The 19,704-nt window shown below is 39.1% G+C and carries 18 protein-coding genes; 15 read left to right on the top strand and 3 right to left on the bottom strand.

Going from position 1 to position 19,704, the window contains the following annotated elements; translation table 11 throughout:
- The 6 genes from pbpC to EBF12_RS04170 all read left to right on the top strand — a co-directional run bounded on the left by pbpC (position 1) and on the right by EBF12_RS04170 (position 6,756).
- Complete coding sequence (pbpC, locus tag EBF12_RS04195) at positions 1-2,301, top strand: penicillin-binding protein 1C (RefSeq protein WP_121726550.1); 2,301 nt, start codon at positions 1-3, stop codon at positions 2,299-2,301.
- Positions 2,302-2,358: 57 nt separating this feature from the next.
- Positions 2,359-3,102 carry a 3-oxoacyl-ACP reductase FabG gene (gene fabG, locus EBF12_RS04190; RefSeq protein ID WP_121726549.1) on the top strand — a complete coding sequence of 248 codons (744 nt, stop codon included), beginning with the start codon at positions 2,359-2,361 and terminating at the stop codon, positions 3,100-3,102.
- A gap of 67 nt (positions 3,103-3,169) precedes the next feature.
- On the top strand, positions 3,170-3,400 hold the full coding sequence (acpP, locus tag EBF12_RS04185; protein ID WP_002957060.1) for an acyl carrier protein: 231 nt from the start codon (positions 3,170-3,172) through the stop codon (positions 3,398-3,400).
- 88 nt (positions 3,401-3,488) lie between these two features.
- Positions 3,489-4,724: a beta-ketoacyl-ACP synthase II gene (locus EBF12_RS04180; protein WP_121726548.1), complete on the top strand. Its 1,236-nt coding sequence runs from the start codon at positions 3,489-3,491 to the stop codon at positions 4,722-4,724.
- A gap of 8 nt (positions 4,725-4,732) precedes the next feature.
- Positions 4,733-5,674, top strand: coding sequence for an acetyl-CoA carboxylase carboxyl transferase subunit alpha (gene accA / locus EBF12_RS04175; RefSeq protein WP_121726547.1), 942 nt, complete (start codon positions 4,733-4,735; stop codon positions 5,672-5,674).
- Between the two features lie 254 nt (positions 5,675-5,928).
- Complete coding sequence (locus EBF12_RS04170; protein WP_121726546.1) at positions 5,929-6,756, top strand: cysteine ABC transporter substrate-binding protein; 828 nt, start codon at positions 5,929-5,931, stop codon at positions 6,754-6,756.
- A 136-nt stretch (positions 6,757-6,892) separates the two neighbouring features.
- Here the strand turns inward: EBF12_RS04170 and recJ are convergent, their stop codons facing one another.
- Both recJ and pyrG read right to left on the bottom strand, forming a co-directional pair.
- Positions 6,893-8,479, bottom strand: a complete 1,587-nt coding sequence (gene recJ / locus EBF12_RS04165) for a single-stranded-DNA-specific exonuclease RecJ (RefSeq protein WP_121726545.1) — start codon at positions 8,477-8,479, stop codon at positions 6,893-6,895.
- Positions 8,480-8,501: 22 nt separating this feature from the next.
- Entirely contained in the window at positions 8,502-10,124 is a 1,623-nt protein-coding gene (gene pyrG, locus EBF12_RS04160; protein ID WP_121726544.1) for a glutamine hydrolyzing CTP synthase, read from the bottom strand.
- A gap of 130 nt (positions 10,125-10,254) precedes the next feature.
- Here pyrG and EBF12_RS04155 point away from each other — a divergent pair, with 130 nt between their 5' ends.
- Positions 10,255-11,475, top strand: coding sequence for a M48 family metallopeptidase (locus EBF12_RS04155; RefSeq protein ID WP_121726543.1), 1,221 nt, complete (start codon positions 10,255-10,257; stop codon positions 11,473-11,475).
- Positions 11,459-12,295 (top strand): peptide chain release factor N(5)-glutamine methyltransferase, encoded by an 837-nt coding sequence (gene prmC, locus EBF12_RS04150; RefSeq protein ID WP_244196355.1) that lies wholly within the window; start codon positions 11,459-11,461, stop codon positions 12,293-12,295. Before EBF12_RS04155 ends, prmC begins: the two co-directional genes overlap by 17 nt.
- Here prmC and EBF12_RS04145 read toward each other — a convergent pair.
- Positions 12,266-12,739, bottom strand: a complete 474-nt coding sequence (locus EBF12_RS04145) for a CoA-binding protein (RefSeq protein WP_121726541.1) — start codon at positions 12,737-12,739, stop codon at positions 12,266-12,268. The genes prmC and EBF12_RS04145 overlap by 30 nt on opposite strands.
- Positions 12,740-12,953: 214 nt before the next feature.
- Between EBF12_RS04145 and EBF12_RS04140 the strand changes: the two genes are divergently transcribed.
- The 7 genes from EBF12_RS04140 to EBF12_RS04110 all read left to right on the top strand — a co-directional run bounded on the left by EBF12_RS04140 (position 12,954) and on the right by EBF12_RS04110 (position 19,654).
- The gene (locus EBF12_RS04140; protein ID WP_121726540.1) at positions 12,954-13,814 is read left to right on the top strand and encodes a substrate-binding domain-containing protein; all 861 of its coding nucleotides are present in this window, start codon (positions 12,954-12,956) and stop codon (positions 13,812-13,814) included.
- A gap of 270 nt (positions 13,815-14,084) precedes the next feature.
- Entirely contained in the window at positions 14,085-14,960 is an 876-nt protein-coding gene (gene pstC / locus EBF12_RS04135) for a phosphate ABC transporter permease subunit PstC (protein WP_121726539.1), read from the top strand.
- Complete coding sequence (pstA, locus tag EBF12_RS04130) at positions 14,960-15,880, top strand: phosphate ABC transporter permease PstA (protein WP_121726538.1); 921 nt, start codon at positions 14,960-14,962, stop codon at positions 15,878-15,880. The genes pstC and pstA overlap by 1 nt, the downstream gene beginning before the upstream one ends.
- Positions 15,881-15,889: 9 nt before the next feature.
- Complete coding sequence (gene pstB / locus EBF12_RS04125; RefSeq protein WP_121726537.1) at positions 15,890-16,645, top strand: phosphate ABC transporter ATP-binding protein PstB; 756 nt, start codon at positions 15,890-15,892, stop codon at positions 16,643-16,645.
- Positions 16,645-17,217: a phosphate signaling complex PhoU family protein gene (locus EBF12_RS04120; RefSeq protein WP_002957049.1), complete on the top strand. Its 573-nt coding sequence runs from the start codon at positions 16,645-16,647 to the stop codon at positions 17,215-17,217. The genes pstB and EBF12_RS04120 overlap by 1 nt, the downstream gene beginning before the upstream one ends.
- A gap of 32 nt (positions 17,218-17,249) precedes the next feature.
- Positions 17,250-17,918, top strand: a complete 669-nt coding sequence (locus tag EBF12_RS04115; protein WP_121726536.1) for a response regulator transcription factor — start codon at positions 17,250-17,252, stop codon at positions 17,916-17,918.
- Between the two features lie 29 nt (positions 17,919-17,947).
- Positions 17,948-19,654 carry a sensor histidine kinase gene (locus tag EBF12_RS04110; RefSeq protein WP_121726535.1) on the top strand — a complete coding sequence of 569 codons (1,707 nt, stop codon included), beginning with the start codon at positions 17,948-17,950 and terminating at the stop codon, positions 19,652-19,654.
- The last annotated feature ends 50 nt before the right edge of the window (positions 19,655-19,704 follow it).

The following is a 19,704-nucleotide window of genomic DNA, read 5'->3' as shown; positions in this document are numbered from 1 at the left end:
GTGAAAAAACTAGGTGCTATTTTTAAACAAGCCCTTGTGCTATGCCTAGTTTTTCTTTTACTTTTTTGCTTGTATGGGCTGGGTGTATATGTGCAGTTTTTACACACCTTGCCAAGTTTAAGGGCTGATATTTTTGAATCTGTTTATAGTAAAAGTGTGCTTGATAGGCAGGGCAGAATCTTAAGCGTTTTTTTAAATCAAGCAGAGCAGTGGCATCTCAAATCCCCAACGCCTGTGCCAAATAAACTAAAAATTGCCGTGCTGACTTATGAAGATAAGCGATTTTCTAAACATTTTGGCGTTGATATTTTAGCCCTTTTAAGAAGTGTGAAAAATAACTTCACTCAAACAAAACGCAGTGGTGGCAGCACGATTAGTATGCAAGTAGTCAAGCTCTATCTCAAGCCAAAACGCACCTATGCCAACAAAATCAATGAAATATTCCAAGCTCTAGCTCTTGAATCTGCCTACAATAAAGATGAGATTCTAGCGATGTATCTTAATAACGCACCCTATGGTGGCAATATTATCGGCTATCACTCCGCGTCATTATTGTATTTTGGTAAAGATTCTACACAGCTCACTTGGGCTGAATCTGCCCTCCTTGCTATCTTACCAAATGCACCGGGTTTATTTAATCTTCATAAAAATTCACAGATTCTACAAAAGAAACGCGATGTGCTTCTTCATAAGCTCCATAGTCTTGGCTATTTTGATGAGACAATCCTTCATCTTTCCCTTAAAGAGCCAATTCCACAGGGTAGAAAGCCTGTTAAAAATCTCGCCCCACACTTGAGCTTAAAGCTTATCCAAAAAAGCACACAAAGCAATATCACAAGCACAATTGATAAGCAGATTCAAGCAAGATTAGAATCTAAAATTAAGCTCTATCACAAAAAGCTTCTTTCACTTGGGATTTTAAATCTCGCTGCCCTTGTTGTTGATACCAAAAGTGGCGAGATTCTAAGCTATATTGGTTCGCAGGATTTTTTAGATATAGAGAATTTTGGGCAGATTGATGGTGTGGTCGCCCTGCGTTCGCCCGGCTCTTTGCTTAAGCCATTTTTATATGCATTAAGCATTGATGAAGGACTTATTGCACCTCAAAGTTTGCTTGTTGATGTGCCGATGTTTTTTTCCAACTTCAAACCTCAAAATGCCAATAAAACTTTTCAAGGGTTAATCACCGCTGAATCTGCTTTGCAAAAATCGCTCAATGTCCCTTTTGTTAAGCTGCTTCAAACTTATGGGTATGAAAAATTTTTCTTTGCCTTGCAAGATATGACAGGGCTTAATCTTAGCAATGCCTCACGATATGGACTATCACTCATACTTGGCTCAAAAGAGATGAATATGCTACAAATCGCAAGATTATATCGTGGGCTAGGGAATTATGGTTATTTTGGGGATTTATACACGACATTGCCCTATGAGAAAAAGGAAGAAAAGTCCTATATCACGCAAGGTAGCGTATATCTCACATTGCAAACGCTTAAAGAGCTAAAACGCGAGGGGGATTTAGACTATCACAGAGAAAAAATGGCTTTTTCGTGGAAAAGTGGCACAAGTTATGGGAGAAAAGATGCGTGGGCAGCAGGCTGTAGCCCACAATATACTATTGTCGTTTGGGCTGGAAACTTTACAGGCAAACCAAATCCTAATATTTTTGGTGTCAAAACCGCAGGGACATTGCTTTTTGAACTCCTAGAAGAGCTTCCGCATAATAATGTAAATTTTAGCCTCCCAGCCTCTAAGCTTACCTATATTGAAGTAGATAAAATAAGTGCGTATAGATTAAGTGAAGATATGAAAGCACTTTTGCCAGAAAACGCAACCAAAAACATTCTTTTTCCGATAGATTCCAGAATCCTACGCACCTCGCCATTTTACAAAAAAGTATTTGTGTATGATGGCAAAGAGCTAGATTCACAAGATGAGCATTTTATGTATGCCAAGCCACAGCTAAGGCTCAATCTCCCGCTTAATATGCTAACCTACTACAAGCTTCAAAATGTCAATATTCAAAAACATCTCGCCAAGCAGGAAAAAACGCTTCAAATCATCTATCCTACGCAGAATCTCAAAATTATCCAACCCAAAGATTTTAATGGGCAACAAGAGCTTATCATTCGCATTGCTAATCTCAAAAATCAAAATGTCTCTTGGTATTTAGATAAGAATCTAATCCATAGCTCAAGCTCATCAACTCTAAAGATTCTGCTTCCTCAAGGTTTGCATTTTCTAAGCATTGTAGGCGAAGATGGAAGTATTGATAGCGTGGGCTTTAGTGTAGAAAAATAAGGCATTAGCAAAAATAAGCTAAGATTCTGTCTTATTATAAAAACACAAGGAGAAAAAATGAAATTTAATGGAAGTAATGTGCTTATCACAGGAGCGAGCAAAGGCATCGGCGCACAGATTGCCAAAACACTAGCAGGATATGGGCTAAAAGTGTGGATTAACTACCGCTCAAAGCCAGAACTTGCTGATAATCTTAAAAATGAAATAGAATCTAGCGGCGGCAAGGCAGCTGTGATTAAATTTGATGCAAGTATTGAGGAAGAATTTGTCGCTGGGCTAAAGGCTATTGTGGAAAGTGATGGGGCTTTAAGCTATTTAGTCAATAATGCAGGGATTACAAATGATAAGCTTGCTTTGCGTATGAGTGTGGGTGATTTTGATAGCGTGATTGAATCTAATCTCAAATCGTGCTTTATTGGCTGTAGGGAAGCTTTAAAAATTATGGGCAAACAACGATTTGGGAGTGTGGTTAATATTGCCTCCATTATTGGTGAGCGTGGTAATATGGGGCAGACAAACTATGCAGCAAGCAAGGGCGGAATGATTGCTATGAGTAAATCTTTTGCTTATGAGGGCGCGCCTCGCAATATCCGCTTTAATTGCGTTACACCGGGCTTTATTAAAAGTGATATGACAGATGAGCTAAAGCCTGAAGCAGTAGAATCTTATCTTAAAAATATTCCTCTAGCGCGTTTTGGAGAGGCTAATGATGTCGCTGAAGCCGTGGCATTTTTGCTTTCAGAGCATTCATCATATATTACAGGTGAAGTGCTAAAAGTCAATGGTGGGCTTTATATGTAAAGACACTTGCCATTTAACAAATCTTTGCTATAATGCGGGGTTTAAGTTTAAAACTAAGGAGAAAAAAATGAGTACATTTGAAGATGTAAAGGCAGTCGTAGTAGAACAACTTAGTGTTAATGCTGATGAAGTAAAACCAGAATCTCGCTTTATTGAAGATTTGAATGCAGATTCTCTTGATGTTGTGGAACTCGTTATGGCTCTTGAAGAGAAGTTTTCTATTGAGATTCCTGATGAGGATGCAGAGAAAATTAAAACCGTGAATGATGTTGTAGCTTATATTGATGCAAATAAATAACATCCCATCCAAGTCTAATGTTTTTGTGAAGATTTACAAGACATTAGATTCTATATTCTAATCACAATTTTAGTTACAAAGGAAAAATATGCGACGCGTAGTGGTAACCGGTCTAGGAATGATTAATTCATTAGGCTTAAATAAAAGCGACTCTTTTAAGGCTATTGTTGAGGGAAAATGTGGAATTAAAAGAATTTCTTGCTTTGATGTGGAAAATTTTCCTGTAAAGATTGCCGGTGAAATTATAGACTTCAACCCTGAAGAAGTCCTTGATCCTCGCGAAGTAAAGAAGGCAGACCGCTTTATTCAGCTTGGGCTAAAAGCTGCAAAAGAAGCAATGAACGAGAGTGGATTGCTTGAAAATGGCGTTATTAATCCTGCGCTTGGAGAGCGATTTGGCGTTAGCTCCGGCGCTGGTATTGGTGGGCTAGGCAATATTGAGAAAAACTCCATCGCCTGTGAGCAAAAAGGACCAAGACGCATTAATCCATTTTTTATCCCTTCAGCCCTTGTGAATATGCTTGGTGGATTTATCTCTATTGAATATGCACTCAAAGGTCCAAATCTCGCAAGTGTTACAGCTTGTGCAGCAGGAACTCACGCTATTATTGAAGCGGCAAAGACTATTATGCTCAATGGTGCTGATGCGATGCTTGTTATCGGCTCTGAATCTTCAATCTGCCCCGTGGGAATTGGTGGATTTGCTGCTATGAAGGCTTTAAGTGATAGGAATGATGAGCCACTCAAAGCTTCTCGCCCATTTGATAAAGAACGCAATGGTTTTGTTATGGGAGAAGGTGCAGGAGCGTTGGTGCTAGAAGAATATGAGAGTGCAAAAAAACGCGGTGCGAAGATTTATGCTGAGCTTATCGGCTTTGGCGAAAGTGGCGATGCAAACCACATCACAACCCCAGCTCCTCAAGGCGAAGGTGCATTGCGTGCAATGAAAGCTGCACTTAAAATGGCAAATATTTCTATAGATTATGTCAATGCACACGGCACAAGCACCGCTTATAATGATTTGTATGAAACTATGGCGTTAAAAGTTGCATTTGGTGGCAAAGATTCTGTCCCACCTGTGAGTTCTACAAAGGGACAAATTGGACATTGTTTGGGTGCAGCGGGTGCGATTGAGGCGGTTATTTCTATTATGAGTATGCAAGAGGGAATCTTGCCTCCAACTATTAATCAAGAATCTAAAGATCCAGAATGCGATCTTGATTATATCCCAAACACTGCACGTCAAGCAAAGGTAAATGCGGTGATGAGCAACTCATTTGGCTTTGGTGGCACAAATGGTGTTGTTATATTTGGTAGAATCTAGGGTAAAAAATGGCAACTTATCTTGATTTTGAACAAAAGATTAAGAATCTTCAAGATGATATAGAATCTGCTGTTGTTCGTGGTGATAATGATGCAAGATTTATCCTTGAAAAAGAGCTTGAAAAAGAAGTGGCTAATGTATATTCAAATATAAGTGATTATCAAAAGCTTCAGCTTGCTCGCCACCCAGACCGCCCCTATGCTATGGATTATATTGAACTTATTTGTAAAGATGCCTATGAGATTAGTGGGGATAGACACTTTAAAGATGACAGGGCAATTGTGTGCTTTATTGGCAAGATTGGCGAACAAACAGCAATGGTTATTGGTGAAGAAAAAGGACGCGGCACAAAAAATAAATTAGCGAGAAATTTTGGTATGCCAAGCCCAGAGGGCTATCGCAAAGCTTTGCGTGCTGCAAAACTTGCTGAAAAGTTTAATATCCCTATTTTAATGCTAGTAGATACACAAGGTGCATATCCCGGACTTGGTGCTGAAGAGCGTGGGCAAAGCGAAGCCATAGCTAAGAATCTCCAAGAATTTGCCAAACTCAAAACCCCAACCATTGCTGTTGTTATCGGTGAAGGTGGAAGCGGTGGAGCTTTAGCGATTGCTGTAGCCGATAAACTTGCGATGATGCAATATTCTGTCTTTAGCGTTATCTCTCCTGAAGGCTGTGCGGCGATTTTATGGAATGATCCCTCAAAAATAGAATCCGCCACAAAAGCACTTAAGATTACACCTATTGAGCTTAAGAAATGTGGGCTTATTGATGATGTGATAGATGAGCCACTTATTGGTGCTCATAGAGACAAGGAAAATGCAGCCAAAGCTATTGAATCTTACTTCCTTAAATCACTTGAAGAAATCGTCCAAGACGACAAATATCTCTCTAAACGCTATGATAAACTTATGAGTTATGGGGCATTTACCCAAGAGGAAACTCTCTAGATTCTCAAATAAGAGCTAACTGAGCCAAACACCTTGTGATAGGCAAAAATTGTTTTAGATTCTACAAAATCTGCAAGTAAGCCTACAAGATTTTCTCATAGAATCTCACTCCACATATTCCTAGAAACCGAGATTATGGGACTAAGATTGTGGAAAGATAGATTTCACAAAGTATTTTACCCAGCATATTTACCTCCCCTATATTGTTTTGTGGCACAATCAATGCTTCCCTATATTATCCCAAAGGAGTAAAAATGAAAAAATGGATTGTGGCGTTATTTGCTGCTGTGTGTGTTATTTGGTTAAGTGCGTGTAATGATAACAAAGCTCAAACTCAAGCCTCCAGCAGCATAGAGCAAATCAAGCAAAATGGTGTTTTGCGCGTGGGTGTTTTTGGCGATAAGCCACCTTTTGGCTTTGTTGATGAAAATGGCAAAAATGCAGGATTTGACATTTATATCGCAAAAAGACTTGCTAAAGACTTGCTTGGCGATGAAAATAAGATTGAGTTTGTATTGACTGAAGCAGCTTCACGCGTTGAGTTTTTACGCTCAAATAAAGTAGATGTTATTATGGCAAACTTCACTCAAACTAAAGAGCGTGAAGAGGCGGTTGATTTTGCTAAGCCTTATATGAAGGTCTCCCTTGGCGTTGTCTCTCCAAATGGCGAGATTCAAAGTGTTGAAGACCTGAAGGGCAAAAAACTTATTGTCAATAAAGGCACAACTGCAGATGTGTATTTTAGTAAAAATCACCCAGATATTGAACTGCTTAAATATGAGCAAAACACTCAAGCTTTCCTTGCATTAAAGGATAAAAGGGGTGATGCACTCGCACACGATAATACACTTGTCCTTGCGTGGGCTATGGAGAATCCGGGCTTTAGTGTTGGTATCCCAACACTTGGTGAGGAAGATGTCATTGCCCCTGCCGTTAAAAAGGGTAATGCCGAGCTTAAAACTTGGCTTGATGAGGAAATAAACAAACTTATAAATGAAGGCTTTATCAAAGAAGCTTATGAGAAAACACTTGCTCCAATTTTTGGCGAGGAAAAAGCAGATTCTGTGATTTTTTCTAACTAAGTCTTAAGGCTATGGTCTTTATCCCCATAGCCTAAGCAAAATCTACAAGGCTCACGGAAAGCGACATAGTAGTAATACATTAAACTTATAAAAAACTAAGATTCTATTATACAACTACACTCAAAGATAAAATTACCTATTTCACAAATGCTTCAAGGATTTTTACAACAATGCGGTTTTTATAATAATCACACATAAGCTCAGCGTGTATATCTAGGCATTGTCCCACTTCACGCATAGTTGGTGCTAAAAACTCTAGCCCCACTACACAAACTCCACGAGAATCTACCAAGGTATATTCAAAATGCTTATTTTCCCTGCCTAGTGGCTTTATCTCTTGTATGGTAAGATTTTCTAGCAAAAATGTAGGCTTAGGATTCCCTTCGCCAAAAGGCTCAAAAGATTCTAGAATCTTAAAAAGCTCCCTATCAATGCTCTCTGCCCCAAGTGTAAAAAAAGCCTCCCTATCACTTGCTTCTTCATACACCATACATTCTTGTAGCTTCTCTACAAATACCTCAAGCTGATTAAGTTCTAAACTCAATCCCACAGCCCCACTATGCCCACCAAAACCAAGGCAATATTGTTGCAATGGCGTGATACTTGCAATCAAGTTTGCCCCACCAAAACTTCGTCCGCTCCCCTTTAGCACATCAGCATTTTGGCTCAACACAAAAGCACTTTTTTTATACATTCTAGCAAGTTGAGCTGCCACTATCCCAAGCACACCTTCGTGCCAAGATTCCCCATAACTTAATACAAAATCATTTGTTTGGATAATTTTTTCCTGTGCTTTTTGGATAATGTCTTGCTGAATCTCCTTGCGTTTGGCATTTAGACTTTTTAGCTCCGTGTAAATATGAGCAGCGTGAGCTAAACTAGGCGAAAGCAAAAGCTCTAAAGCCTTATTTGCACTCTCCATACGCCCAGCACAATTGAGCAAGGGAATAAAATCAAATGAAAGACTTTCTGCAGTTATAGGCTTTTTAAACCTCGCATATTCTTGATGCAAAAGGGTAGCAAGCACGCTAGAAGAAGCATTAAGAGATTCTAGCCCCTTTTTTACAAGAATGCGATTTATACCTTTGAGCGGCATTACATCAGCGATTGTAGCAATAGCAAGGTATTCTAAAAACATTCCCATATCAATCTTTGCCCCAAGACTACGCTTAATCGCCCCACAAAAATACCACGCCACAACCGCCCCACAAATATTTTTTTGTATAAAAGTAGAATCTTTTAGCATAGGGTTTATGATAACATCTGCTTGTGGGAGTGTGGGCGTGGGCGTGTGATGATCAGTAATGATAAAAGGAATATCTCTTGCCTTGCACCACTCTCCTGCACAAAAAGCGGTAATGCCATTATCCACGCTCACAACCACAGCAGCATTTTGAGCGTTCTTCTCTAAAAGAGCGGCACTCACGCCATAACCATCTTCAAAGCGATTTGGGATAATAAGCCTAAAGTGTTGATAGCCCAATGTCTGAAAAAAACGAGTCATAATCGCACTCGCACACACACCATCGGCATCATAATCACCAACGACAAGAATCTCCTTATTTTTTTCCATAATTTGAGAGATGATTTGTGCGGCAGATTCAATATGATTTAAACTCTGTGGTGTTGGCAAATCTCGCAGTGTGTGGATACCACACTCAAGGTCGCGAGATTGCAATATGTGAAGAATCTGTTGTTTTGTGAGATATTGCTTGTTTTTCATATAGCAAACCGAAATCTAAGCACTATTGCTTTTTATGAGCTAGTGTTTGCTTGACAAATGCCAAAATAATGGGATTTGGATTTTGCAGCCTTGAGGTAAATTCAGGGTGAAACTGCACCGCCACAAACCACGGGTGATTTTCCAGCTCAATAGATTCTATAAGCCCATTACATTCTCCGCTAATTATCATACCATTGTGAGTAAAAAGCTCTCTATATTTTGGATTTGCCTCATATCTGTGGCGATGACGCTCTTTGATAAGGTCTTTTTGCCCATAGGCTTCATAGAGTTTTGTGCCTTTTTTGATATGGCATTCATACTCACCTAGTCGCATAGTCCCACCCATAGGCGAGGTATGTGTCCTAAGCTGTTTGTTACCCTGCGTGTCAATAAAGTCCTCTATTAAATATATAATAGGCTCTTTGCTCTGTGGATTAAACTCCACAGAATCTGCCTCCTTAATCCCAAGCACATTCCTTGCAAACTCAATGAGTGAGAGCTGCATACCAAGGCAGATTCCAAGAAATGGGATTTGTTTCTCCCTTGCATAGCGTATCGCCTCTAGTTTCCCCTTAATCCCTCGCTCACCAAAGCCACCGGGCACCAAAATAGAATCCACATCATAAAGCAATGAAGGCTCCTCTTCTAAAGATTCACTATCAATCCACTTGATATTGACCTTTGTATCCGTATTTGCTCCAGCGTGGATAAGCGATTCAATCAAAGATTTATAAGATTCTTTTAAACTCAAATACTTGCCCACAAAGCCAATAGTTATGCTTGATTTTGGTGCGATGATTTTTTTGACAAGCATATCCCAATTATCCATTTTTGGCTTTAATTCTTTGAGCTCCAAATGCCGTGCAATAGGCGTTAGAATCCCCTCTTCTAAGAAATTTAAAGGACATTTATAAATGCTCTCCGTATCTTCAGCTACAATCACACTATCATCATCTACATCACAGCTCATTGCAAGCTTTCTTTTTAGCTCTTTATCTAGGCTCTTTTCACATCGTGCTACGAGAATCTGCGGCGAAATGCCTATGCGTCTAAGCTCTTGGACGGAATGCTGTGTAGGCTTTGTCTTTAGCTCCCCAGCAGCACGCACAAGGGGAATGAGCGTTACGTGAATGGAAATGACTTGTTTGCTTCCTAGCTCGTGCTTCATCTGTCTCATCGCCTCAAGATAAGGCATACCCTCAATATCGCCAACCGTCCCGCCAAGCTCCACGATGAGAAAATCGCTTCCCTCTCCAGCAAGTTTGATACGCGATTTTATCTCATCAACGATATGCGGCACGATTTGAATAGTCTTGCCTAGATATTTTCCTTTGCGTTCTTTTTCAATCACAGACATATAGACTTGTCCGGTTGTAAAATTATTTGTTTTATAAAAATCTTTATTTAAAAATCGCTCATAATGCCCTATGTCTAGGTCTGTTTCAGCTCCATCACAGGTTACAAACACTTCGCCGTGTTCTAGCGGACTCATTGTGCCCGGATCTACATTGATGTAGGGATCAATTTTTAAAATTGACACATCAAATCCACTATGTTGAAGTAATGTCGCTATTGATGAAGAGGTAATGCCCTTGCCAAGAGAGCTTAACACACCGCCTGTTACAAAAATATATTTTACTGCCACAATATAACCGCCTTAGTTTTAAAATTTTGGTGCAATCATAATAAATCAGTGGTTAAAAGCTTGTTAATTTACCTTTTTTTGTATTTTCTCACTTATGATTGTGCGTGTTTATTTCACAAAGGAGATTTTTATGCTTATTGCTTTTATTTGTTTATTTATCTGTCTTTATGCCCTGCCAGGCATTATTCTAGCATTTTTACAAATTAAACATATTAAGCTAGAGTTACACAAACCTGCTATCTTGCTTGAATCTGAAGACTATAAGCAAGCCGGGGATTATGCCATCGCCTCATTGCGATTAGATATTTTTACACATCTTTTTGAGATTCTCACCTTTAGTCTATGGGCTGTCTTTGGACTAAAATTTTTATCACTATGGCTTGAACATATACTTAGTGGATTTTCATCTATGTGGCAGGAAATTGCCCTTGTCTTAGCTTTTGTGATAATTGGAAGTATCATTGAGCTACCTTTTGCAATTTATAAAACATTCTTCCTTGATAAGAAGTTTGGGTTTTCTAAGCAAACGCCTAGTCTCTTTGTCATTGATACACTTAAAAGTCTAGTTTTAAGCGTGGTGATTGGGGGCATTATTATTTGTTTGCTTGTGCTTATCATTGAAAATATCGCTTTATGGTGGCTTGTAGGCTTTGTAGCTTTGCTTGGTGTTGTGATTTTGGCAAATCTCATCTATCCCACACTCATCGCCCCGTTGTTTAATAAATTCACTCCGCTTAATGATGAGAATCTCAAATCCCGCATAGAATCTTTAATGAATAGCATTGGCTTTAAGAGCAATGGCATATTTATCATTGACGCTTCTAGGCGAGATGGACGGCTTAATGCGTATTTTGGCGGACTTGGCAAAAGCAAACGCGTAGTGCTGTTTGATACACTGCTTGATAAAATCAGTGCCGATGGGCTTATAGCCATACTTGGACACGAGCTAGGACATTTTAAGCATAAAGATATTTTCAAAAATATCATTCTTATGGCGTGTATGCTTTTTGTGCTATTTTTCATCGTGGGGCATCTGCCAGAAAGCCTTTTTAGCACATTGGGCTTAGTGCAAAATGGAGCTGGAGTATTGCTTATTATGCTACTTATCTCACCTGTGGTTGGCTTTTTCTTTTTGCCTATTATGGGATATTTTAGTCGCAAAGCGGAGTATAAGGCTGATGAGTTTGGTGCTAGTCTCTCAAGCAAAAATTGCCTTGCTAACGCACTTGTGCGATTAGTGAATGAAAATAAAAGCTTCCCAAGCTCCCACCCAGCATACATCTTTTTCTATTACACTCACCCACCACTTTTACAAAGATTAAAAGCTCTTGATTATGACCCACACCATTGATACACTCTTAGATTCTGCTATTTTAAAACTCTCACAAGTAGCAGAATCTTTGCAGCTCAAACCGCGATTTGAGAGTGAAATTTTACTTAGCTTTGTGCTGCAAGTTAGTCGCGTATATCTCCACACACATAATAAACAAAATGTGAATCTTACTCAAACAGAGCATTTTCTCGCCCTTGTTGATGAGCGAACCAAGGGCAAACCTATTGAATACATTACCCAAAGTGCAAGCTTTTATGAGCATACTTTTTATGTCAATGATTCTGTGCTGATTCCACGACCGGAGAGTGAGATTCTTATCCAAAAAGCGAGTGAAATTATAACAAGGCATAATATAGAATCCATTGCCGAAGTCGGCATAGGCTCGGGTATCTTAAGCATTACGCTTTCACTTTTGCACCCACAATGTCGCTTTTTTGCCACTGATATTAGCCAAAAAGCCCTAGAAGTTACGCAAAAAAATATTCACTCCCTTGCCCCAGATTCTAACATCACGCTTAAACACTGCTCCTTACTCCCAAGCTCGTGGCAAGATATTGAACTCATCATCAGCAATCCACCTTATATTTGCGATGATTATCCTATCAGTCAGCCTTTGACTTATGAGCCTAACATTGCCCTTTTTGGCGGAAAAGATGGGCTAGATATACTCAAAGCCTTGATTGTAGAGGCTAAAAATCGCAAAGCTTTTTTGTTGTGTGAAATAGGCTATGACCAAAAAAACGCCCTCACACATTTTTTAGAGCAACACAATGCAAAAGCAATCCACTTTTACAAAGATCTAAGCGGACTAGATAGAGGCTTCTGGTGCAGATTCTAAAATCCTAAGATATTCTAGCTTAATGCAGCTATTCTCTTCATAGGCGATGTGGTGTTCTTTGGCAAGGTTAGCAGATTTTGCATTATGAAGCCCGAGTTGCACCCATACGCATAGATGATGTGCATTAAATGAGCTAAGATTTTTTAAAGCTAGAATCTCTTGCATTATCTCTTCTAAAGCCTCGCTTTTTCTAAACACATTGATAATATCGCATTGCACGCCTCTTTGTGCCAATGCTTCAAAAGCTTCTTGTAATGTCAAGTAAGCCTTTTTACCTAGAATCTCCCCACCTCGTGGGTATATTGGCACGATTTCGTAGCCTTTGTTGAGTAAAAATTCCCCGACTTGATAGCTAGACTTATTTGAATCTGGACTTAGCCCAATGATAACAATCACTCTTGCCTTTTGTAAAATCTCTTTTTTCTGTGTATCACTTAGTCCCATTCTCTGCTCCCTTAAGATTCCATATACAAATCAATCCGCACAATGTAGCATAGAATCTATAAAAACTTTCATAAAAACATATAAAAATGCTTTGTTATAAGCAAATGCGTTTCTTTACATTTTTTTTACTTTGTAAAATGCTATTTTTTACATAGATTTTTTACACTGCTGATGTCAAAAAATTTGACAAAAAATCATTCCATAAGGAACTCGTATGAAAACTACATCATTGACAGGTAGGATTTGGGCTTTGTGTTTTGTCGCTTTGGCGATTGTTGGTGTGAGCGTTGGCTCTGTGCGTGCTGATGATAATATTCATCCTATTTCACGCGAAGATGGTTCTGGCACAAGAGGTGCTTTTGTTGAGCTTTTTGAAGTATTTAATAAAGTAAAGGACAAAAAAGTAGATGCAATCTCTAAAAAAGCTGAGATTACAAACTCAACAGCAGTAATGCTAACAACGGTTTCAAAAGATGAAAATGCCATTGGGTATGTATCACTTGGATCACTGAATAAGTCTGTTAAGGCGGTTAAGATTAATGGTGTTGAAGCAAATGCAGCAAATGTGAAAAGTAAAAAATACCCTGTGTCTCGCCCCTTTAATGTTGTTACACTCAAAAGCAATGCGTTGGCTGATGACTTTTTGAGCTTTGCAACTTCTAAAGAGGCGCAAGATATTGTTACAAAAGCGGGATATATTCCAACTGATGCACAAAGCTTTAAGCTTAAGAATCCCGAAGGCAAGATTGTCATTGCTGGGTCAAGCTCTGTAACGCCGCTTATGGAGAAGCTCAAAGAAGCGTATTTGAAACAAAACAAAAAAGCAAAAATTGAGATTCAACAATCAGATTCAACAACAGGTGTGAATGCTACGGTTGAAGGTATTGCAGATATTGGTATGGTAAGCCGTGAGCTTAAGGAGAGTGAGCTAAGCAAGGGGCTAAATGCTAAGGTGCTTGCTATTGATGGACTTGCTGTGATTGTTAATCCAAAAAATGGCATAGATTCTCTTAAGCCAGAGCAAGTAAAAGCCATTTTTGAAGGTAAAACAACAAAATGGAGCGAAGTAAAATAACTTCCCCTAACTTCTTTAGAATCTTGCTTGATTGAAAGTAAGATTTACACTTTTTCTCTCAACCCTTTAGAGACTTTACAAAACTCTAAAGGGTTAAACTCACATATTTTAGGCTATTTTCAAACTTTTCATTTTAAGCATTTTTTTGATTTTACATTTTCTTTACATTTGAATCTGTGTGATTTTACATAATATTTTTATGATACGCATACTCAAAAAGGTGTTTGAGAATCTTTGTTTTTTAAAATCCCAAACACAATAAGGAATAAAATGGAAAAGATTCAAGCAGCGAGTTTTAAATCTGTTTTTATGGAGAAATCAATGCAGGGGCTTTTTGCTCTCTGTGCGTTTGGCTGTGTTTTAGCCGTTGGTATGATTTGTATCTTTTTATTTGCCAATGCCATTCCTACAATCGCAGAGATTGGTTTTATGGATTTTATCTTTGGTGATTTGTGGGAGCCAAATGCGGAGATTTTTGGTCTTGCTCCTATGATTGTAGGCAGCCTTTATGTAACCGCACTTGCCATTGCCTTTGGTGTGCCTTGTGGGGTGCTATCAGCCATTTATCTTGCCTTTTTTGCAAGTAAGAAAGTTAAAATTGCTATCACTCCTGCGGTGGAGCTTTTAGCTGGGATTCCAAGTATTGTGTATGGATTTTTTGGACTTATAGTGATTGTGCCTTTTTTGGCACATATTCTTGGCACAAGCGGCAAAGGTCTACTTGCCGCTTCGCTTTTGCTAGGCATTATGATTTTGCCAACAATTGTGCTTGTGTCAAAAACAAGCCTTGAGGCTGTAAGTGAGACTTATTTAGAAGGGGGCTTAGCCCTTGGAGCGAGTAAGGAAAGGGTCGTGTTTTTTGTTATGCTAAAGGCGGCTCAAAGTGGGGTGCTTGCAAGTATTATTTTAGGTGTGGGAAGAGCTATTGGCGAGGCAATGGCGGTTATCGTCATCGCTGGGAATCAGCCCATATTCCCTGAATCTATAAGCGATGGCGTGAGAACGCTAACGACTAATATTGTGCTTGAGCTTGGGTATTCTGCGGATTTACATAGAGAGGCATTAATCGCTTCAAGCGTGGTGTTATTTGTATTTATCCTGCTTATCAACCTAAGCTTTAGCGTATTAAAAAGGGAGAAACACTAATGAGTGAAATAGCACTGAATCAAACACGGCAAAGCAGTTTGACACAACCAAAAAGTATTTTTTCACCTCTAAGCAAGGTATGGCAGGAGCTAAGGCAGAAAGATGGGCTTTCACTCTTTTTTTATATCATCGTGCGTTTAGCGATATTTGCGAGTGTGGCGACATTTGCCTTTATCATCGGCTACATTTTATATAATGGTGTGGGTTACCTTAGTCCAAAATTATTTGAGCTTACCTACACAAGTGAAAATGTCTCAATGATGCCAGCAATTATCAATACAATCACTATGGTTTTACTCTCCCTTTTTATTGCTACACCCGTAGCGATTTTTGGAGCGATTTTCTTAGAAGAGTATGCAAACTCTCAATCTCGTGCCGTAAGACTTATCGTTGTAGCAGCTGAAACACTCACTGGGATTCCAAGTATTGTGTATGGGCTATTTGGCTATTTGGCGTTTGTTATTTATTTTGGCTTTGGCTTTAGTTTTTTGGCTGGGGCTTTGACACTTGCTATTATGGTATTGCCGCTTATTTTGCGAAATACACAAGAGGCGATAAAAGCAGTGCCGATTTTGTATAAGGAAGCATCTTTTGGGCTTGGGGCTGGGAGGCTTAGGACAATCTTTGTGATTATCTTGCCTTGTGCGATAAGCGGGATTCTAGCTGGAGTGATTTTAAGCGTTGGGCGTATTGTTGGGGAGAGTGCGGCTTTGCTTTACACAGCGGGGACGGTAGCACAAGTGGCTGATTTTGGAGATTCTGGGCGGACGCTAAGTGTGCATATGTATGCGCTTTTAAGTGAAGGGCAGTATATGGAGCAAGCCTACGCCACGGCTGTCATTTTGCTTGTCATCGTCATAGGGATAAATTTTATCTCTAATATGTTGGCACGATTTTTTGATCCTAATAAACTCAAATAAGGAACACAAATGAATAATGTAACTTTTGATATTAGCAATATGAATCTGCATTATGGGGATTTTCACGCGTTGAAAAATATTAATCTCACTTTGTTGCGTAATGAAGTGAGTGCGTTTATAGGACCTAGCGGTTGTGGTAAATCTACACTCCTAAAAAGCCTTAATCGTATGAATGACCTTGTGCCAAGCTGTAAGATTACAGGTAAGATTTTGCTTGATGGGCAGGATATTTATCAAAACTGCGATGTGAATGCGTTAAGAAAACGCGTGGGTATGGTGTTTCAAAAGCCAAATCCATTTCCTATGAGTATTTATGATAATATCGCTTTTGGACCACGCACACACGGCATTAAGAAAAAGGCTGAACTTGATGAGATTATAGAATCTTGCTTAAGGGGGGCAAATATTTGGGAAGAGCTCAAAGATAGGCTTCATAAATCAGCCCTTGGGCTAAGTGGCGGACAACAGCAAAGACTATGTATCGCTAGGGCATTAGCCGTGCAGCCTGAAGTGATTTTGATGGACGAGCCAACTTCAGCATTAGACCCTATCTCTACGCTTAAGATTGAAGATCTCATCAATGAGTTAAAAACAAAATACACCATTATTATCGTTACGCACAATATGCAACAAGCCACGCGTATATCGGATAAGACGGCGTTTTTCCTTATGGGCGAGATTGTAGAGTTTGACACCACGGAGAAAATCTTTAGCTCTCCTAAGGAGAAAAAGACACAAGATTACATTACAGGGAGGTTTGGATAATGCGAGATATTTACCTAGCACAGCTGAATGACTTAGAAGCACAATTTAATACAATGCTTACTCTCTCCTGCGATGCACTGCATTATGGAGCGGATTTTCAAAGCACAAAAAGTTTAGAAGAAATGGAGCTTATTGTGGAGCGATTAAACACGCTGGAGAAGGATATTTTTCACTCCTGTGAAATGTTGATTTTAAAGCAACAGCCCGTAGCACAGGATTTGGAGTTTATCACACGGACTATTAAGCAGATTCACGATTTGCGGCGTATGGGTGAGATTTCACTCAATAGTGCTAAGATTATCGCTCAAATGCCAAAGGAATGTATGCTTGACTTGCTAGAAAAAATGGCAAATTTACTTTTTGAGATGTTTGATGCGTTTAAGGATTCTAATATTCAACGCGTAGAAGAGATTGAAAATCTTATGGATTCTTGTTTTAGACAGATGAAAGAGCAGATCGCCCAAAAGCTACAAGATTCATATCTCAACGCACATTGGTGGCTTGAGATTCTTATGCTGTCAAAATATTTTGAAAAAATTGCTGATCATATCAGTGCGATGGCGTATGCGTAAGCTATAATTATGCGTTACATAAAGGATATAAAGTGATTTTTATACTTGAAGATGATGAGGGGATTTTGAGCCTTGTGCTGTATGCGTTAAACTCTGCAAATTTAAAGGCAAAGGGCTTTAGTCTGCCGAGTGAATTTTGGGAAGCTATGGCAAAGGAATCGCCTTCCTGTGTGGTGCTTGATGTGATGCTGCCTCAAGAAGATGGGCTAAGTGTTTTACACAAAATGCGTCAAAATCATAAGAGCAAAAATATCCCCGTGGTAATGCTAACCGCACTTGGAAGTGAGTTTGATAAGATTAAGGGGCTAGATAGCGGGGCTGATGACTATCTTACCAAGCCTTTTAGTGCTTTGGAGCTTATTGCTAGAATTAAAGCGTTGTTGCGTAGAAGCCATACGCAGAATGATTGTGAGATGAGTTATGGCGATTTGAAATACTCTAAAACAATCCATAGCGTGAGTATAGGCGGAGAATCTTTACATCTCACATTAAAAGAGTTTGAGCTTTTGGGATTGCTAATGAGCTCTACTAATCGTGTTTTTAGCAGAGAAGAGTTGCTTGAAATTATTTGGGGGTATAATATCTCTGGGACACGCACGATTGATATTCACATTAACACCTTGCGTTCAAAGCTTGGCAAGTATGGCAAACATATCAAAACAATACGCGGTGTGGGGTATCAGTTTAATACAAACGCATAGCATAAGCTTCATTCACACAAAGGGGGAAAATGAAAAAAAAGATTTTTTATGCGATTTTTTTAGGTATCTTAAGTGTGCAGATTCTAAGTGTGCTGAGTGTAGCTTTTATCCTTGATAATCTTATTAAATCACAAAGCTTTGAGAGATTACACTACACGCTTAGGCATTTAAATACTGATGATATACAAGAGATTTTGTCCCAAAGGGAAAATATTCTTCCTGCTCCATATCGTATTACGCTGATTTCAACGCAAGGTCAAGTGCTTTATGATAGTAAGGCACAAGTAGAATCTATGGATAATCATCTTTGGCGACAAGAAGTCCAAGATGTTTTAACACAATTTGCAGCTCACGCGAACAAGCCCATTTTCACCCAAAGAGAATCTGCCACACTCAATGAGCAAACACTCTATGTCGCCACAATGATGAGTGTAGATTCGCAAAACATCATCGTGCGTTTAAGTGAGCAGAAAAAGGCTTTAAGCCTTGTGCTTTTTGACTTTTTGCCCTATTTGTGTGTGTTACTTCTTTTTGGCTTGGCACTAAGCGGGATTTTGGCTTCAATTTTGAGTAAGAAAATCATTAAGCCTATTGAAAATATTAATCTTTCTTCGCCCATACAGACAAATCCCTACCCAGAGCTTCAAATCTTTATGCAACGCATTGCCAAACAAAAAAAGAAAATCAAAAAGCAAATTCGCATTATCAACGCACGACAGCACGAGATTGAGACGATTATCCAAAATATGAATGAGGGCTTTTTGCTCCTTGATAGCAAGGCTTGTATTAAATCTTACAATCATATCGCCCTTGAATATTTGCAGATAGATTCTATTGATACACTTTTTGAATCCCCACATTTAGCGACATTACAAGCCGAACTACAAAATATTATGAATAAGCCCCAAAATAATACAGAGGGTAGCGATTGTAGTTTTGAATGCGAGATAAAGGGACGCACTTTATATGTTATTGCCTTGCCTGTATGGGTAAAAACTCAGCTCCAAGCCATCGCAATGGTGCTTATTGATAAAAGCTCACAAAAACAAGCCCAAGATTTTAGAAAAGAGTTTAGCGCAAATGTTACCCACGAGCTAAAAACGCCCTTAGCCATTATCCTAGCAAGTAGTGAAATGCTAAAAAGTGGGCTTGTGAAGAAAGAAGATGAAGCGGAGTTTCTTACAAAAATTTATACAGAATCTAATCGTTTATTGACATTGATTGATAAGATTCTGCGTTTGTCATTTTTTGATGAAAATACCATTGAGCTAGAGAAAAGTCCGCTTGATTTGAGCGAGATTCTAAAGCGGGTGAGTAAGAATCTTAAGCCTTTGGCTGATGAGAAGGGCATTGAGATTGTTATTAGCATTAATGGGCGTGAAAGTAAGATTTGGGGGATAAGCTCTTTAATTGAAGATATGATTTATAACCTTGTGGAAAATGCCATTAAATATAGCAATGAAAAGAGTCAAATCACATTGAGTTTAAGCCAAAATGCTCAAGGTGTAAGCGTATGTGTAAAAGATTCAGGCATTGGCATTCCGCTTGAAGAACAAGAGAGAGTGTTTGAGCGGTTTTATTGTGTGGATAAAAGTCGCAGTAAAAAGCTTGGCGGCAGTGGGCTAGGACTATCAATTGTAAAACATATTGCTAAGATTCATAATGCAAAAATAGAGCTTAAAAGTCAGCAAGGCGTTGGCACAAGCATTGGCGTGGAGTTTCCGTTGAATCTTTAAAAAAGCTCTCTTATTGATAATGTCCCAAGCAAGTGATATTCTGTAAGCAG

It is taken from the genome of Helicobacter labetoulli, from assembly GCF_003670275.1.
Classification (GTDB): domain Bacteria; phylum Campylobacterota; class Campylobacteria; order Campylobacterales; family Helicobacteraceae; genus Helicobacter_C; species Helicobacter_C labetoulli.
Note: the sequence above shows the minus strand (reverse complement) of the source record. Positions and strands in the feature narration are given on the sequence as shown.

Bases quoted from the DNA above. Each gene is read 5' to 3' on its own strand.
- recJ (WP_121726545.1), bottom strand. From the start codon at position 8,479: ATGAAAAACAAGCAATATCTCACAAAACAACAGATTCTTCACATATTG.
- EBF12_RS04110 (WP_121726535.1), top strand. From the start codon at position 17,948: ATGAAAAAAAAGATTTTTTATGCGATTTTTTTAGGTATCTTAAGTGTG.
- EBF12_RS04120 (WP_002957049.1), top strand. From the start codon at position 16,645: ATGCGAGATATTTACCTAGCACAGCTGAATGACTTAGAAGCACAATTT.
- fabG (WP_121726549.1), top strand. From the start codon at position 2,359: ATGAAATTTAATGGAAGTAATGTGCTTATCACAGGAGCGAGCAAAGGC.
- pstC (WP_121726539.1), top strand. From the start codon at position 14,085: ATGGAAAAGATTCAAGCAGCGAGTTTTAAATCTGTTTTTATGGAGAAA.
- EBF12_RS04170 (WP_121726546.1), top strand. From the start codon at position 5,929: ATGAAAAAATGGATTGTGGCGTTATTTGCTGCTGTGTGTGTTATTTGG.
- accA (WP_121726547.1), top strand. From the start codon at position 4,733: ATGGCAACTTATCTTGATTTTGAACAAAAGATTAAGAATCTTCAAGAT.
- pstA (WP_121726538.1), top strand. From the start codon at position 14,960: ATGAGTGAAATAGCACTGAATCAAACACGGCAAAGCAGTTTGACACAA.
- EBF12_RS04145 (WP_121726541.1), bottom strand. From the start codon at position 12,739: ATGGGACTAAGTGATACACAGAAAAAAGAGATTTTACAAAAGGCAAGA.
- EBF12_RS04140 (WP_121726540.1), top strand. From the start codon at position 12,954: ATGAAAACTACATCATTGACAGGTAGGATTTGGGCTTTGTGTTTTGTC.
- EBF12_RS04180 (WP_121726548.1), top strand. From the start codon at position 3,489: ATGCGACGCGTAGTGGTAACCGGTCTAGGAATGATTAATTCATTAGGC.
- pstB (WP_121726537.1), top strand. From the start codon at position 15,890: ATGAATAATGTAACTTTTGATATTAGCAATATGAATCTGCATTATGGG.
- EBF12_RS04155 (WP_121726543.1), top strand. From the start codon at position 10,255: ATGCTTATTGCTTTTATTTGTTTATTTATCTGTCTTTATGCCCTGCCA.
- prmC (WP_244196355.1), top strand. From the start codon at position 11,459: ATGACCCACACCATTGATACACTCTTAGATTCTGCTATTTTAAAACTC.
- acpP (WP_002957060.1), top strand. From the start codon at position 3,170: ATGAGTACATTTGAAGATGTAAAGGCAGTCGTAGTAGAACAACTTAGT.